This window comes from Arthrobacter sp. DNA4 (assembly GCF_024362385.1).
Classification (GTDB): domain Bacteria; phylum Actinomycetota; class Actinomycetes; order Actinomycetales; family Micrococcaceae; genus Arthrobacter.
Map to the genome: position 1 here is coordinate 1,976,344 of NZ_CP101466.1, position 15,860 is coordinate 1,992,203.

General features: G+C 61.3%; 12 protein-coding genes. 4 read left to right on the forward strand and 8 right to left on the reverse strand.

The features are described 5' to 3' along the window. Positions 1-6: 6 nt before the first annotated feature. The 4 genes from NMQ03_RS09130 to NMQ03_RS09145 form a co-directional block, all read right to left on the reverse strand. On the reverse strand, positions 7-1,680 hold the full coding sequence (locus tag NMQ03_RS09130; RefSeq protein WP_255175292.1) for a (2,3-dihydroxybenzoyl)adenylate synthase: 1,674 nt from the start codon (positions 1,678-1,680) through the stop codon (positions 7-9). Continuing rightward, positions 1,677-3,713 (reverse strand): acetate--CoA ligase family protein, encoded by a 2,037-nt coding sequence (locus tag NMQ03_RS09135; protein ID WP_255175293.1) that lies wholly within the window; start codon positions 3,711-3,713, stop codon positions 1,677-1,679. The genes NMQ03_RS09130 and NMQ03_RS09135 overlap by 4 nt, the downstream gene beginning before the upstream one ends. After that, positions 3,706-5,280: an FAD-dependent monooxygenase gene (locus NMQ03_RS09140; RefSeq protein WP_255175294.1), complete on the reverse strand. Its 1,575-nt coding sequence runs from the start codon at positions 5,278-5,280 to the stop codon at positions 3,706-3,708. Before NMQ03_RS09140 ends, NMQ03_RS09135 begins: the two co-directional genes overlap by 8 nt. Before the next feature lie 88 nt (positions 5,281-5,368). Continuing rightward, the gene (locus tag NMQ03_RS09145) at positions 5,369-6,220 is read right to left on the reverse strand and encodes a PaaX family transcriptional regulator C-terminal domain-containing protein (protein ID WP_255175295.1); all 852 of its coding nucleotides are present in this window, start codon (positions 6,218-6,220) and stop codon (positions 5,369-5,371) included. 250 nt (positions 6,221-6,470) lie between these two features. On the opposite strand from NMQ03_RS09145, the gene NMQ03_RS09150 reads away from it, so the two are divergent. From NMQ03_RS09150 to NMQ03_RS09160, 3 genes are read left to right on the forward strand one after another with little or no spacing between them, the layout of a single operon-like run. Then, positions 6,471-7,820 (forward strand): aromatic acid/H+ symport family MFS transporter, encoded by a 1,350-nt coding sequence (locus NMQ03_RS09150; protein WP_255175296.1) that lies wholly within the window; start codon positions 6,471-6,473, stop codon positions 7,818-7,820. A 59-nt stretch (positions 7,821-7,879) separates the two neighbouring features. Beyond that, positions 7,880-9,331 carry an aldehyde dehydrogenase gene (locus tag NMQ03_RS09155; RefSeq protein ID WP_255175297.1) on the forward strand — a complete coding sequence of 484 codons (1,452 nt, stop codon included), beginning with the start codon at positions 7,880-7,882 and terminating at the stop codon, positions 9,329-9,331. Positions 9,332-9,363: 32 nt separating this feature from the next. Then, positions 9,364-10,470, forward strand: coding sequence for an NAD(P)-dependent alcohol dehydrogenase (locus NMQ03_RS09160; RefSeq protein ID WP_255175298.1), 1,107 nt, complete (start codon positions 9,364-9,366; stop codon positions 10,468-10,470). Between the two features lie 117 nt (positions 10,471-10,587). On the opposite strand, the gene NMQ03_RS09165 is transcribed toward NMQ03_RS09160, so the two are convergent. Next, positions 10,588-11,166, reverse strand: coding sequence for a TetR/AcrR family transcriptional regulator (locus tag NMQ03_RS09165; RefSeq protein ID WP_255175299.1), 579 nt, complete (start codon positions 11,164-11,166; stop codon positions 10,588-10,590). 447 nt (positions 11,167-11,613) lie between these two features. On the opposite strand from NMQ03_RS09165, the gene NMQ03_RS09170 reads away from it, so the two are divergent. Continuing rightward, positions 11,614-12,714 carry an NAD(P)-dependent alcohol dehydrogenase gene (locus NMQ03_RS09170; protein WP_255175300.1) on the forward strand — a complete coding sequence of 367 codons (1,101 nt, stop codon included), beginning with the start codon at positions 11,614-11,616 and terminating at the stop codon, positions 12,712-12,714. Between the two features lie 69 nt (positions 12,715-12,783). On the opposite strand, the gene NMQ03_RS09175 is transcribed toward NMQ03_RS09170, so the two are convergent. From NMQ03_RS09175 to NMQ03_RS09185, 3 genes are all read right to left on the reverse strand, one after another. Next, positions 12,784-13,305 carry a TetR/AcrR family transcriptional regulator gene (locus tag NMQ03_RS09175; protein WP_255175301.1) on the reverse strand — a complete coding sequence of 174 codons (522 nt, stop codon included), beginning with the start codon at positions 13,303-13,305 and terminating at the stop codon, positions 12,784-12,786. Between the two features lie 318 nt (positions 13,306-13,623). After that, on the reverse strand, positions 13,624-14,934 hold the full coding sequence (locus NMQ03_RS09180; protein ID WP_369693213.1) for an MFS transporter: 1,311 nt from the start codon (positions 14,932-14,934) through the stop codon (positions 13,624-13,626). 279 nt (positions 14,935-15,213) lie between these two features. Next, positions 15,214-15,822 carry a cysteine hydrolase family protein gene (locus NMQ03_RS09185; RefSeq protein WP_255175303.1) on the reverse strand — a complete coding sequence of 203 codons (609 nt, stop codon included), beginning with the start codon at positions 15,820-15,822 and terminating at the stop codon, positions 15,214-15,216. Positions 15,823-15,860: the final 38 nt, after the last annotated feature.

Sequence of the window (15,860 nt, forward strand, 5' to 3'; positions counted from 1 at the left end):
AATCCTCTACTTTGAGTTGGCGCTGGCAGTCGCCAGCCGCTCGGCGATATCGGCTCGGAGTTCCTTTTTGTTGATCTTGCCGACCTTGGTGGCAGGCAGCTCGTCGACTACAACGAGGTGCTCAGGGATCTTGAAGGCAGCCACTCCTGTATTTCGGAGGAGCTCCTGGATTTGTTCAAGAGTCACTTCCGTTCCCGGCTTGACGGTGATGTAGAGGCACAGTTTTTCGCCCAGCACCGCATCCGGCATAGCGACAGCGGCAGCCATGGTGACGTCCTCGAGCCGGTAGACGAGGCTTTCAATTTCCTCTGCAGAGATTTTCTCGCCACCGCGGTTGATCATGTCCTTGTCGCGGCCCTGGACAATGAGGTTCCCGTCCGGGCGGCGCTCCACGATGTCGCCGCTTGCGTACCAGCCGTCAGGGGTGAACGCCCTGGCATTGGCTTCGGGCGCACGGTAGTAGCCTCTCGGGGTGTAGGGCCCCCGGGTCAGGATTGAGCCCGGGACTCCATCCGGGAGGTCATTGCCCGCCTCATCCACAATACGAATCTCGTCTGCTTCGGAGACTGGACGCCCTTGGGTAGTACAGATCACCTCTTCAGGATCGTCCAGACGGGTCATGTTGATGAGCCCTTCGGCCATGCCGAAAACCTGCTGCAGCGTAGCCCCAAGTACGGGTTTGACCTTGTGGGCGATCTCATCGGGCAGACGGGAACCTCCGACCTGAATCACCTGCAGGGTGGTGAGCTGGTCCCCACCCGTCTCCTCCTGGTGCTCGATCCAGCGCTGCGCTACGGCGGGGACTGCCGTGGAAAGCGTGACGCCCTCCCGCTCAATGGCGGCAAACGCCTTGCGCGGTTCGGGGCTCGGCAACATGACCACCCGGCCGCCGGCAAAAAGGATGCCCAGGATCCCGGGGCAGGCGAGGGGAAAGTTATGGCTCGCCGGCAGAGTGCCCAGGTACACAGTGTCCTCGGCCACAGCCGTAGGTACGGATGTGGCCTTGATGTTGTACGCGTAATCGTTGTGGGTGCGCGTGATGAGCTTGGGCAGTCCCGTGGTGCCCCCTGATAACAGGAACAGGGCAGGTGAGTCTGGGGATGGGGCAGCCGCATCCAGGCGGGCCCTGGCGCCGGCGGGGTCTGTTCCCGGGGCCAGGATCTCTTCGAGACGTACGTTGAGGGGGTTGGCGGCGCCGGATACGAGGATCAGTTCCAGCGAGGGTATCGCTTCAGCCAGCTCCTCGGCCAGCGACTGGTGGTCGAAATCCTTGATAACGTCGGGCACGGCGATAGCCCGGGATTCGGACAGCTCAGTGAGGAACGACAGCTCGTACTTTCGGTGCGCGGGCAAGGCCATGACCGGCATGATGCCTGCACGGAAACAAGCCAGGGTGAGTATGGTGAACTGCCACCCGTTCGGCAACTGGATCATGATGCGGTCGTCCGCTTTAAGCCCGAGCTGCAGCAGCCGCTCGGCGGCCGCGTCCATCCGATTGACGAGCTCAGAGTAGGTGATACGAACATCGCCGTCTACGAGCGCAACTTTGTCGGGTAGGCGGTCGGCAGTCTCGATGACGTAACTGCCGAGAGCACGGTCTTCCCAGTAGCCCTTGGCACGGAATGCGGCTGCAAGGTCTGCGGGCCAGGGGGTGGTTCCCTCACTGGTATGGCTTGTCATTTCATGTCCTCCTCGACATTGATCACTACTGCGTCCAGCGCCAACAGCCCTTGGTGGGTCAGGCGCAGGGGATTAATTTCGATTTCCGCGATGGCCTCATTGGAGACGAGCGCGTCTCCCAGCCGGACCAGGAGGCCCGCCAGTTCTGCTGTATCCAGCATTGGACCGGAACGGAAGCCGTACAAGAGGTCCCGTGCCTGCAATTCGGTAAGCATTCCCTCGGCTGCCCTCGGTGCCAGTGGCGCAGTCCGGATGGAGATGTCCGCAAATACTTCCGCAGCGGTGCCGCCGAGGCCCAAAACCACGATCGGTCCAAAGACGGGGTCGCGCCGGACGCCGACAACAAGGTCGACGCCGGAGGGCGCCATCGCCTCAACGAGGAATTCACGCGCGCCGGCGGCCTCAAGTGCTGCCAAGGCGTGGTCCATCTCCTCTAGGGACTTAACGCCGAGGTGCACGCCGCCGATCTCCGTTTTGTGCAGAATTGCCGCGTCCAAGAGCTTCACAGCCACCGGACCGCCAAGTTCCGCCAGCGCCTCCTGCGCTGCGGTGCGGCTGCTGCACACGCGGCGTTCCGGCGTCGGAATGCCAAGCGCTCCCAGGAGTTCTTTGGAACGGTTCTCATCCCACGGGCCATCAATGTTCGGCCATGTGACGGTGCCGGCAGGTTGTTCGGCCTTCTCGAACTGACCCCTGGCATCGTGCACGAGGGCGGAAATGCCTTGGGCCAGCGACGTCGGCCCGGAGATCAGTGGAAGATCGTGCTGGCGCGCGGATTTGCGGGCCCGCTCCTGGTCCCCCTCAGGGCCGTCCACCCCTACAAGAAACGGCATCGTGTCGGCTACACCGGAGTTGGCCACGGCGAGCGGCAGGTCGGTCACGGGTTCGGTCAGGCCATAAAGAGCGACGACGTCGATCGACGGGTCTTGTGCCACGGCGGCAACTATCTGCTCGTACCCTGGTCCGGGGCGGCCAGTGTCAACAGGGTTTGCCTGGAACGTCAGTGGCGGGAGCAGGGTGCTGATGGTGTCCTGGCTGCTTTGTGCAAGCCGGGGGAGCGCCACGCCGGCGCTGTGCAAAGCATCCGCGATCAGCAAGCCGGGTCCCGCTTGCCCGGTGATGAGGCCTACTCCAGGGTCCGCAGAAGGCTTCAACCGGCGCCCGGCCAATGCGGTGACGGCGGCAACCAGTTGAATCTCGTCGTCGACGATTACCGCGCCTGCCTGCTTGAGGACCGAACGCGTGGTGCGCCAGGATGTAGCCAGCGCACCGGTGTGGGACTGGGCGAATTCCGAAACATCGTTGCGGCCCACCACCAATGCGACAACAGGCTTCACGGCGCTGAGGCGGGAGACGGCGTCGATCAGGGCAGGACCATCTGAAACGGTTTCCAAGTGCAGCGCAACTGCCTTGGTCTGGTCATCAGCTATCAGGTAATCCAGCACATCGGGAGCGGTGATGTCGGTACCTGCACCGATTCCGGCCGCAAGGCTGACTCCGGCGCCGGAGTGCTCGAGGTGGAACGCAAGGACGTGGTTGACGCCGCCGCTGGCCGCGACGACAGCAACCGATCCGGGCTCCAGCTCGGCTACTCCAGGAACAAAGCTGGCTCGGAGATTGCGGTGGGGGACGAAGAATCCGGAGGTGTTGGGACCCAGCAAGCGGATACCTGTTTCCCGCACCGCGGCCTCGACCTGGGCCGCGTACTCGAGACCCGGGCCGCCGGCTTCAGCAAAACCCCCAGCGCACACTAGCGCTGCTTTGGCACCGCTTGCTGCACTGTCCCGCAGCGACTGGGCGGTAGCTGCGGTAAGCACACAAAGCACTGCGAGGTCAGGGCCGCCGGGTATCGCAGCAGCGGCAGAGGCGATACTGGTGTGCATGCCGTTCTCGCCCCTGCTGTTCACCAGCTCAACGGGGGCGCTGTAGCTTGAGAGTGACTGCGCCATCACAGCGCCGAGCTTCTCGGGGCTGCCCGACGCCCCGACAACGATGATGCCCTGGGGAGCGAAAAGGGCAGACAGGCTATGCATCGGTCGCCCCCACGTTTGCCTCAGCAACGGCGTCAGTACGGCCTGAGAGCACCAAAGTCAGGTTGGATGCCGTTCCTCGATCATCAACGATGATACTGGTCAGGCCGCGTCCGAGGCGTGCCTCTTCCGACAGGAGGATCCGGGTGAATGCATTGCCGCCCTGGATCACAACAGCCGCAGCTTCTGCAGGCAATTTCGTGAAGGCGGCCGCGAGGCCAGCTTCCGTTTCCGGCGCCGTGAGCAGCAGGGCAGTGTTGATGTTGGCCTGAGCCGGATCCGTAACCACTGCGATGCTTCCGCCCGGTCCGGACAACGCAATGTCCGTGCCCTCGGTGGAGAGTGTCAGCAAGCGCCCGCCAAGCTCTGTCGTTCCCGCGCGAAGCGGAGTTTCAAGGGGCGCATGCCCGTGCCTGTCCAGCCAGTCCTGTTCAGCGGAGGCAACGAGCTCCGGATCCCGCAGGCGGATCTTATCGATGTCGATGCTGCGCGAGAAGAAATGGAAGGTGAACTGGGTGGGCTCGAAGGAGTTGTAGTACCTTGCGAAGTGCTCCCACCAGCTCAGGCCGCCACGGGCCTGGTTTTGGATCTTGGCCACCTGCGGTTGGCGTTCTGCCTCGTAATTGGTGAAGGCCTGCTCAAGGTCATCCTGGTGGGCAGCCACTTCACGGACCAGGGTGATGGCGTCCTCCATGGCCATCTTCGTGCCCGAGCCCACGGAAAAGTGTGCCGTGTGGACAGCATCCCCCAGCAGGACGACGTTGTCTTTGTGCCAGGTCCGCGTCCGCCGGGTCCGGAAGTTGGCCCACCGGGAGTTGTTAGCTACCAGCGGCTCCCCGGCGATGTCTTCGGCGAACAGCTTTTCAAGGAACCGCTGCGTCTTCAGGTCCGAGGGGCCTGGAGGCTGGCTCGCATCGAACTCGTCCAGGCCTGCCTTCCGCCACGTGTCTTCGTCCGTTTCAACAATGAAAGTGCTGAGGTCCTCGCTGATCGGATAACCGTGTACAGCGAAGTTGCCAAATTCGCTTTGCCGATGAACGAAGGTAAGTCCGTTGAACATGTACGTTGTACCGAACCAGATGAACTTGGCGGTTGCTGTCTCGGTGGTGTGACCCAACGACTCGCCCAATTGTTCGCGAGTGGACGAATTGGCGCCGTCTGCACCGACGATGAGGTCGAAGTCCGCCAGTTGCTGCAGGTCGGGGACGTACTGGCCAAAGCGCATGTCCACACCAACTTCGGCGGCGCGTTCCTGCATTAGCTTCAGCAACGTCTTGCGGTAGATGGCGGCCATGCCGTTGCCGCTGAAGGACTTCTGTTCACCTTTGAGCCAGACTTCGATGTCCTCCCAGTGGGTGCCGTAGTCGCGGAGGCCGTCCCGAACCACGGGGTCCGCATCGTTTATGCGGTTGAGCGTGGCGTCGGAAAACACCACGCCAAAACCGAAGGCGTCGGTGGCCTGGTTGCGTTCAAAGAGTACGACCTCGGCGTCCGGGACGGTCTGCTTGAACAGGGTTGAGAAGAACAGTCCGCCGGGACCGCCGCCAATGCAGGCTACGCGAAGTGCCATCGATGCCACCTTCTAAGGATTGGGAATTCGGTGAGAGAGGTCTCGGCAACAAGTATGTAACCAATCGATGCGCACCGTCAAGTATTTGTTACATGTCAGCAGCCGCCATCTCCTGAACCTCCTGGCCCGGGCCAACTGAGTGCCCCAGGATTCGCGAAACGTACTCGGTGGCCTTGGGACCCAATTGCCTGTGGGCGGCTCCGAAGAGCCGGTACGCATCACTGCTTGGCCAGTTTTCGGGCTGGAGTTCTGCCGGCAGGTATGGGTCCCGGAAGAGGAAGCGGCGAAAGTCTCCGATGATGCGCGTCCGGTCGATAAGGGCCTCGCGCCCATCTTTTGCAGCATTGCCGGCCTCGTCGTTGAGGGGTGCATAGGTCGCCATGAACCGCTCGTAGTCGCTTCCGAGTTGACCCAAGTCCCAGCATCTCGCGGCCAGCTCGCGGTCTTTTGCAGGATCTCCGGTCCCGCACCAGAGCGCGTCGACTTTCGCGGATGGGTTTTCGTCGGCAATCTCCCGGACTTCGGTCATCAGGTCATGGGGGCTGAGCCATGTGGAGGGTGAAAGCTGGCCGAAGCCATGCCAGGCGAGCTGCTTCCGCAGTTGCTCCCGGACTGAACGTTCTGATTCTGGAACCTGGTAGATAGCCATCGTCCACCGGCCATTCCAGCTGTCATCCCGGCGACGGAAGATCCGCTCACGCCCCTCGTCGAGGATGTCGAGCATATGCGGCGTGAGTGCATAGACCGTCTCCCGGCCTACGCGCCGGGTGGTGAACCAGCCTTCCTTCCGCAGGCGGGAAAGGTTGACCCGTACGGTCGCAGGCTCAATGTCGAAAACTGCCAGCAGTGCCGTGATATCAGCGAGCTTGACCTCGCTGCCTGCGTATCGAAGGTAATCCCCAAAAAGGTCGAGGATCAGTGCTCTGGGTTTCCACTGCATGGAACCCTCCATATCTTTGCGCCGCGCTCAACGGGCGGCTCGAGCCAATGTGAAACAAGTATAGGAAGGTGCGGCCGCGCATCAGCCCCGCGGGATCGTCACGTTTCCGGGCGGTGGGCGTGTCAAAATTTATGCAACTTCATCTTGACGCCCAACGGTTTAATGTTACATTTATTTGTGGGTCAGGTCACAACTGGCCCCCACGTTCTCTGGAACCACCACAACGTCGTGTATTTCACCTGGAGTCCTCATGGCTTTTCAATCGCCAGCCCCGTCCTCGGTTCGCCCCCGCAAGTCTGCGGGTATTGTCATTTTTCTTTGCTTCCTGGCCATTGTTTTCGACGGCTACGACTTGGTCGTCTATGGCGCCATCGTTCCCAAGCTTCTGGCATACAAGCCCTGGGGGCTCTCGCCAGTAGAGACGGGAGCGATCGGCAGTTACGCTCTTGCCGGAATGTTCATCGGCGCGATCCTTATCGGTTACCTCACTGATATCGTTGGCCGCCGCAAGGTCATGATGGCTTCCATCGCAGCCTTCTCACTCCTGATGTTGCTGACCGCTTGGGCCCCCACCCCGGAACTGTTCGGCCTTTTCCGCTTCCTGGTAAGCCTGGGCCTGGGCGGTGTCATCCCGACGGCCATTGCGTTGACGGTCGAGTTCTCCCAGTCCCACCGCCGGAATTTCAACAACGCCCTGATGTTCTCCGGGTACGCCGTGGGCGGCATCCTGGCTGCTCTGCTGTCGCTTGCTTTCCTGTCGTCATTGGGGTTCCAGGGCATGCTCGCCCTCGGCGGCATTCCCTTGGTTGTGGTTGTTCCGCTGCTCTTCAAATTCCTCCCGGAGTCGCCGGCCTACCTTGCAGCGAAAGGCGACAGGGCGCAGGCCGAGCGAATCGTTGCCGACTACGGCCTTGACCAACTGCCGCCCGTCCGGATTGGGGGAGACACGCCTGAGAAGGGCAGGTTCCGCACCCTGTTGACGGGTAAGCTCCTCGCCGCAACAGTCCTTTTTTCATTGGCTGGCATCTGCGGGCAGACCCTCGTGTACGGCTTGAACACCTGGCTTCCGCAGCTCATGGTCATTGCTAAGTACTCGCTGGCTTCGTCGCTGACCTTCCTGCTCACGGTCAACATCGGCGCCGTCGTGGGCGTGCTCGTATCGTCCCGGATGGCCGACAAATTCGGGCCCCGCAATGTAACCGCCATTTCGTTTGCATGCTCCGGCGTCGCACTGGTTCTCATGGGCACTGGAATCATGCCGTTGGTCGCGATGTACTTCCTCGTCGCGGTGGTGGGCTTTGGTTCAGTTGGCGCCCAGATCCTCGTGAACGGCTTTGTAGCCACGTATTTCTCTGGCGCCACACGGGCGACTGCCTTGGGCATCACACTGGGAATCGGGCGCATTGGGGCCGTCTTGGCCATCTCCGGCGGTGGCGTCCTGGTGGCTGCCTCCCTGGGCAACTTCATCAATTTTTCCATCTGGGCGGTAGCGGCAGCGATCGGCGTCGTCGCCGTCCTGGCGGTTCCGCGCCGGGGCGCCACCCAAGCAGAAAATGCAAGCGCCCCGGCTGCAACGTCCGCGAATACCATTCATCACTAACCGCCGTCATTCAGGCGGCCCCGCCGCTCGTGCCGAAATACATCTACTAAGGAGTCATTTTGCAGACGCAACTCATCATCGACAACCAGCCCCGGGATGGCCGTGAGGGCAAGACATTCGAACGCCGGCACCCTGTAACCGGTGCTCTCGTGACCGAGAGCGCAGCAGCGGACGTGAACGATGCACTGGATGCCGTGGAGTCGGCGTCGAAGGCCTTCAGTACCTGGTCCACCTCGGGACCGAGCGAGCGCCGCGCAGTGATGTTGAAGGCTGCTGAGATAATGGAGCGCCGCGGACCGGAATTTATCGAGACCATGATGTCCGAGGTTGGCGCCGCAGGGCTTTGGGCAGGTTTTAACGTATTTCTGACCGCGCAGCTGTTCCGCGAAGCCGCAGGACTTGCAACCCAGATCCAGGGCGAGACCTTGCCGACGGACAAGCCGGGAACCCTGTCGATGACTATTCGGCAGCCGGCTGGAGTTGTCCTCAGCATGGCGCCGTGGAACGGTGCCGGAGTGTTGGCAGCGCGTGCCATCGCGTATCCCATTGTCTGCGGTAACACGGTTGTTTTCCGCGCCTCGGAGACCAGCCCCAAAACCCATGCGATCATTGCCGAGGTCCTGCATGAAGCCGGTCTTCCCGCGGGCGTCCTGAACTTCTTGACCAGCACCGCTGAAGACTCCGATCGGGTAGTTGAGGCAATCATTGCCCACCCTGCGGTTCGTCGAATCAATTTCACGGGGTCAACGGCCGTGGGCCGCATCATTGCCGAGAAGGCCGCCCGGTATCTGAAGCCTGTCCTGCTCGAGCTCGGGGGTAAGGCCCCGTTCGTGGTGCTCGATGATGCCGACATCGATGGTGCCGTCAACGCAGCAGTCTTTGGTTCATTCCTGTACCAAGGCCAGATCTGCATGTCCACTGAGCGTTTTGTGGTTGACGAGAGCGTTGCCGACGAATTCGTTGAAAAGTTCGCTGCCCGCGCTGCCCAGGTTACAGCCGGTGACCCACTTACGGATGAGGCATGCATTGTTGGCCCCATGATCCGCGAAGAATCCGGCACCAGGATCAACGGTCTCATCGACGACGCCCTCGCGAAGGGTGCTGAACTGGTGGTTGGTGACCGCGCCAACGGCGCCTCAATGCCTGCCACGATTGTCGATAAGGTACGGCCCGAGATGGACATTTATGACCAGGAGACGTTCGGTCCCATTACCACTGTGGTTCGCGTTTCCGGGGTCGAAGAGGCAGTCCAGGTTGCCAACGATACCGAGTACGGCCTGGCAGCTGCGGTCTTTGGGAAGGACAGCACGCGCGCTCTGCAGGTAGCTATGCGGATCCAGGCAGGCCATGTCCACGTGAACGGCGCCACGGTGCAGAACGAGGCACAAGCACCGTACGGCGGCATGAAGAACAGCGGATACGGGCGGTTCGACGGCCGGGCAGTCATCAACGAATTCACCGAGCTCAAGTGGATCACCGTTGAGCAGTCCGACCAGCAGTACCCGTTCTAGGAATCCCCAATCGAAGGAGAAGAAGCGAAACAATGCAGGTAACCGCAGCGGTGGCCAGAGAGCCACATCAGCCACTGAGCATCGAGAATCTCGAACTGGATGAACTTCGTCCAAACGAAGTTCGGGTCAAGATGGCAGCGTCAGGTGTTTGCCACACCGATGCCATCGTCCGGGACCAGGTATATCCGACTCCGCTCCCGGCCGTGTTGGGACACGAAGGTGCAGGCATTGTGGAGCAGGTGGGCAGTTCCGTCACGACGGTAAAGCCGGGTGACCACGTTCTGCTCGCCGCGGCATACTGCGGAAAATGTGACCGGTGCCGTTCCGGTCAGATGGCCTACTGCGAAAATCTCTTCGCCGCCGACTTTGGAGGCCGGCGGACGGACGGAACTACCGCGTTGAGCAAGGACGGGGAAGTCATTTCCTCCCATTTCTTCGGTCAGTCGTCCTTCGCTACCTACGCGAATGTCGTCGAGGAAAGCGTCGTCCGGATTGGCGCGGACGTCCCGCTGGACATCGTGGCACCACTCGGTTGCGGTATCCAAACTGGAGCAGGGGCAGTCCTCAACGAGTTGAAGCCAGCTTTGAACAGCACGCTCGTTGTGATTGGTACTGGTGCGGTCGGGTCCGGCGCCATTATGGCCGGGAGGGTGGCGGGCTGCGCCCGCATTATCGCCGTGGACATCCACGCCTCCCGTCTTGATCTCGCAAAGGAGCTCGGTGCGACAGACGCGATCAACACCAAGGAACTCGACCTTACGGACGAGATCCTTCGCCTGACGGACGGTCGCGGCGCCGATTATGTGGTTGACACCACGGCGCGGCCGGAGTTGCTTCGCAAGGCGGCAGACGCCTTGGCCCTGCGGGGCACGCTTGCCCTGGTGGGCGCAGCGAAACCGGGAACCGAGGTTACTTTCGAGATCGGGCTGTCACTCGTCAAGGGCTGGACATTCAAAACCATAATCCAAGGCAGTTCCGTGCCCCAGGTGTTCATTCCCAAGCTCATCGAACTGTGGAAGGAAGGCCGCTTCCCAATGGACAAGCTTATGCGTAACTACGCCCTGGAAGAGATTAATCAGGGCTTCGAGGACTCCGCCCAGGGCTCGGTGATCAAGCCCGTCATTGTGTTCCAGCACTGATGAGCGGTTCTGCTGCCTGAGCTTCGTCACCTCGTACAGGAGAGGTCGACGGCGGGTGCCCACCCGGCGTCGACCTCTTCTGTGTTCAAGCAGGTCCCGGCAAAACTTAGGCCATCCCTAGCTCACGCCCGAAGTGTCGCGTGCGAGGAGTTCAGTGGTCCGCATGATCGCGGAGCGGCGCCGGGCCTGATCGGGCGTGCCCGTGATAACGACATGAACGTTCTGGCTCGTCATCCAGGCGTGGCACAAGGTGATGATGGTGAGCAGGAGATCTTCCGCGAGAGCCTCGCTTATGCCGGAAAGTGCGGTGCGGATCTCCATTACCTTGCCGTCCGCATGTATGGCCCGTTTCTCTGCACCGACCGGATTGTCCCGCTCCAGGCCCTCCCAGGCGGCAAGGCGCGCCAGGCATGGATGGCTCGTAACAAAGTCGAAGTACCGTCCTGCGAACTCGGCAACGGCCGCTGGTCCAGACTCACGTATGGGTAGATCGCCCAGTGCTGAACCGAGCTCCCGTGTAAGTGCGGCCTCAAAGAGTTTTGCCTTGTTCCCAAAGTAGAAATAGATCCGCTCTTTGTTGCATCCCGCCCTTTTGGCTATGTCGTCCACACGTGCACCCGAAAAGCCGCGTTCGGAAAACTCGGATACAGCTGCGTCGAGGAGCTTCGCCTTTGTTGCGTCCGTGTCCCATGCCATACGTCAATCGTAACTCCAACTGACCGTTTGCAATTTCACGGGGGTAGGCCTACGGTTAGTCCAACCGAACGTTTGGAGACTGGATGGAACACGAGGGCAGGGCTCTTGCCGCCGATGAAACGGACATGCATCACCGTCACGCAACCGGCATTGCATCCGTGCATGTCCGTGCGGTCGTAACGTGGCTGGCCATATTTCCGATGGCCGCAGCAGGCATGTGCGCCCTGGGGGCGCTGGCTCCGCAACTGCACCCTGTGCTGCGCGCGTTCGTTCTAACCCTGGTGGTGGTCCCCATCGCGGTGTACTTCGCGGTGCCCCGGCTCCTCCTGCTTCAAACACAACTCGGAAGGGCGAGGCGCACCAGAGTGCAGCGCCGTGCGAAACGCATATAGCGGTTCCGCAACCGGGGATGCTTGCCATCCCCGTGACCATGACAAGGAGATTGCAGTGCAGATAACTGCTGCTGTAGCACGTGAGAACGGCGCTCCATTCACGATTGAACAGCTCGAGCTGGACGATCTGCGCCACAATGAAGTCCGGGTCCGCATGGTGGCGACCGGAATATGCCATACCGATACCCTTGTCCGAGACGGCGTCTACCCCACCCCGCTGCCAGCCGTCCTGGGCCACGAAGGTGCGGGGATCGTCGAGGCAGTCGGTGACTCGGTCATTTCTGTCGCGCCTGGCGACCATGTGGTTCTGGCGGCTGCGTACTGCGGCCACTGTAAGCGGTGCCGCAACGGCCAGATGGCCTACTGCGAGAATTTGATGGCTGCGGACTTCGGTGGGCGCCGTGCCGACGGTGCGACGTCCCTGAGCAAGGACGACGAGGTTATTTCATCCCACTTCTTTGGCCAGTCGTCCTTTGCCACGTATGCAAACGTCGTCGAAGAGTCTGTCGTCCGCGTGGACAAGGACATCCCCCTGGAGCATCTCGGCCCGCTGGGATGTGGAATCAACACCGGTGCAGGCACCGTCCTCAATGAACTCAAGCCGGAAAGCGGATCCTCGCTCGTTGTCTTCGGCACAGGCGCAGTAGGTTGCGCTGCAGTGATGGCAGCGCAGGTGGCGGACTGCGGTGTCATTGTCGCCGTCGACATCCACGACTCTCGTTTGGAACTCGCCCGGGAACTTGGTGCAACACACGTCATCAACTCGAAGACCGAGGACGTGGCAGAACGGTTGCGTGAAATCACTGCAGGAGCCGGCGTGGACTACGTTGTGGATACCACTGGAATTCCGGCACTGCTCCGGCAGGCAGCCGACGCCCTGGGGGTCCGCGGAACGGTCGCGCTCGTCGGCGCGGCGAAGCCTGGTACTGAAGTCGCCTTCGAAGTAGGCGCTTCGCTGGTGAAAGGCTGGACCTTCAAGACCGTGGTTCAGGGTAGTTCTGTGCCCCAGGTGTTCATTCCGCGGCTTATCCAGTTGTGGAGGGCAGGACGCTTTCCATTCGAGAAGCTCGTTGGCGACTACAGCCTCGAGGACATCAACCAGGGCTTCGAGGACTCCAAGAGCGGCAAGACGATCAAGCCGGTCATTATCTTCTGACCCGGATTGTGCCAAGTGGGTGGCGACGCCAACGACTTCGTCGTCACCCACTTCCGTTTGGTGCCAAAGCTAGTCCTCCTGGGCGTGCCCCAATCCCCATTGGTGGCGAATTGTGGACACCAACATCTCAAAGTCTTCGGCCATGTCCGGGTAGTCCGGGTCAGACAACCACTGAATCTGGAGCCCATCCATTGCAGCTATGAGGCTGCGGGCAATCGAATCGACGGGGGCGTCCCCGCCCAGGGTCCCGTCCTCCATGGCTTCGACAAGCGCCTGCCGGATTCGCTGGGCCGAGCTTTGATGGTGGCTGCGCAGCCAGGCATTCGCTGGGTGATTGGGGTCCACGGCCTCGGCCGCGACGGTGGTAAACAGCCGGACAATTCCTTCCTGCTGCTGATTGAGCCGTACGAGTTCGACGAGGGACTCCAGATAGGCCCATCCCCGCGGGCGGGCTTTCCCAGGTTGTGCAATTCGGGCCTGGTCCACATCATCGCGACGTTCCATGGTGGCCTGCAAAAGGAGATCCTTGGTAGGGAAGTAGTGCACCAAGCCGGAGAGACTCATTCCGCAGCCCCGGGCAATGGCGCTCATTGTTAGCCCCCTGTAGCCCTCTACGGAGAACAGCTGGGTGGCCGCCGTGAGAATCTCCTCACGTCGAATGGTGCCATCAGCTCCCTTCGGACGGCCGCTCGGGCGGCGTGACGGACGAGCAGCGGTGGCAGACTGCATGATCTCTCCTGGATGTGCCGCAACGGCGACGGTCCGCTACTGCAGCGGACCGTCACCGTCTTTGGAATGGACTGGGGTTGCCGCGCGCGAGGCGCCGGAAAAGCTTTCAAAGAACATCCCGTACGCGTGCGACCCATATCAGCCTACGGCCGGGAGGATGCCAAGGCGTACAGGGCGGTGCTACCTAACTCCCTTGATGGGCAGGATGACGAGTGCTCCAGCGAGCGCCGCAGCTGCAGCAGCACCCAGCAGTAGGCCGTAGTTGGGCGTTGCCGCTGCCCCGACGGTCAGGAGCCAGGCGCCTGCAAAGGGCGCCAGGGACTGCGGCGCTGCATTGGCCATGTTGAAGACGCCCAAATCCTTGGCGGTGCTGTTGGCGTTAGGGAGGACTTCCAGCACCAATGCCATATCCACGCTTGCGTAAATGCCGAAGGCCACACCCAGCAATGCCTCGACCAGGTAGAACTGTTCAACACTTTCTACGTGGACGAGAACATATGTGCCGACGGCGAAAAGAGCGGTAGCCAGGGCGACCGGGAGCTTCCGGTGGCCCGTGCGGTCGGACAACCATCCGGCCAGGTAGCTCGCCGGCACGAGTGCCACCGTGTACACGAGCACTCCCATGAACACCGCGCCGGCTGCCTGTGCCGTCTCAAGGTGCAGCCGGTCCACGATGAAGGGAAGGCGGAACGAGGTAAACATGAAGCTGGACAGGAAGATCAGGAACCTTGACCACCAGGCAAACCCGTAGTCGCGGTGCTTTATGGGGTTGACCCAAAAGGACTGGACAAGCTCCTTCACGGTGAACTTGGTAAGCCGTGTCTCTAGCACGGGATCTGGCAGGACGAGTGCATAGATCACCATGCCGACGACGCCGACGGCAGCAGGGGCCATGAAAAGCAGCAGCATGTCAGTTGCAAACAAGGATGCAAACCACGTGGCCGCCAGGATGCCGACGTTCTGCATCACGCCGATGGTGGCCGAAACACTGGCGTACTGCTTTTCGGGCAGCTGATCTGCCAGGGTGGCGACAAAGGGGCTGATGGCTGCGTTGGCTCCGAGTTGTGCCACGAACCAGCCAATCATGAGGACTTCGGGGCTGGTGGCCTGGCTGATGACGAGCAGTGCTGCGGCCATGACCAGGGTGCCGCCGATCAACCATGGCCGTCGGCGCCCGAATCGGGAGGTAGTTCTGTCAGAAAGCCGCCCGAAAACCGCGTTGCCGATTACGGCCGCCAGGGCACCAATACCCAGGACGGAACCGACGATGCTTGTCCGCGACGTGGGATCTTCAGTAAGTGTTGAAACTTTAAGAGCCATCGAGACCATGACGGGTCCCAGGAGGGCAATGAACAGGGTCAGTTGGGCAAGGGCTAGGGCTGCAATGAACAGTGGACCTTTGGGTTCTGTAGGCCTTTCTCCGCATGCGAGGCCGGTGGGACGTTGCCCGCGCGTGCGCGGGGCAAGAACGTTGTGGTTTCCGATGGACATCTATGTCTCCGAGATTTGGGCGCCAAAGGGGCGAAGTGCGGGGTTCGTCAGCTAAATAGCTAATAGTGACTATTCATTATTACTGGACTGTGCGCCCCGCCACAAGCCCCTGTCCCCGGGGGAATATTTGTGACGCGTCTAGGGGTACAAAGAAGCGTGGCCAGCCCCTGCTGGCCACGCTTTTCGTTCCGTCGATTTGGGATTACTGCCGTCAGTAGCTCTTGCTTCGGGCGGGCGTTCGGAAATCCCGCGGCGGCCGTTGAAAGCTCATATGCGGAGTCAGGCAGTCGACCCGGTGATTTCCGCGGTTGTTTGGAGCTCGGCGATGTTCGTCAAGGCATACGATAGAGCCGCCTCGTGCCAGTCCCCGTTGATGCTCGACGTCGCATCTGTCACGAGTACCGCTCGATAGCCGTGGTCCGCCGCGTCACGCACCGTATGTTCCACGGCCATATTGGTCCAAACGCCTGCCACAATAACCGTGCTAACCCCCGAATTCCGCAGCAGCACGTCCAGGCCGGTGCCGTTGAAGCTGCTCATGCGGTTGCGGATCAGGACGGGCTCGTCCGGAAGCGCCTCCAAGCCTTCCAGGGCATCGGCGCCCCAGGAGCCGAGTTTCAGCGACTCCGGGCCGATCATTCGGAAGATAGGGGCGTTGGTGCCGCCATAGTTGCCACCGGGGTAAAACACGATCCGGTTGTGGATGACCGGCATTGAATTGCTTCGTGCCCACTCGAGCAATTGCCGCACGTGGGAAACCAGGCCCTGCTCACGCGCGTGGTCGGCTGCCCCGAATGAGGCGAAAGCGCCCTCTGGGTGGGCGTTGTCATTCTGAAGATCTACCAGCAGTAGTGCTGTATCGCCGGCAGCAAGGGGAGTGTTGGCCATGGAGTCTCCTGTTTCATATGGCTAAGGGAATCGAGCGG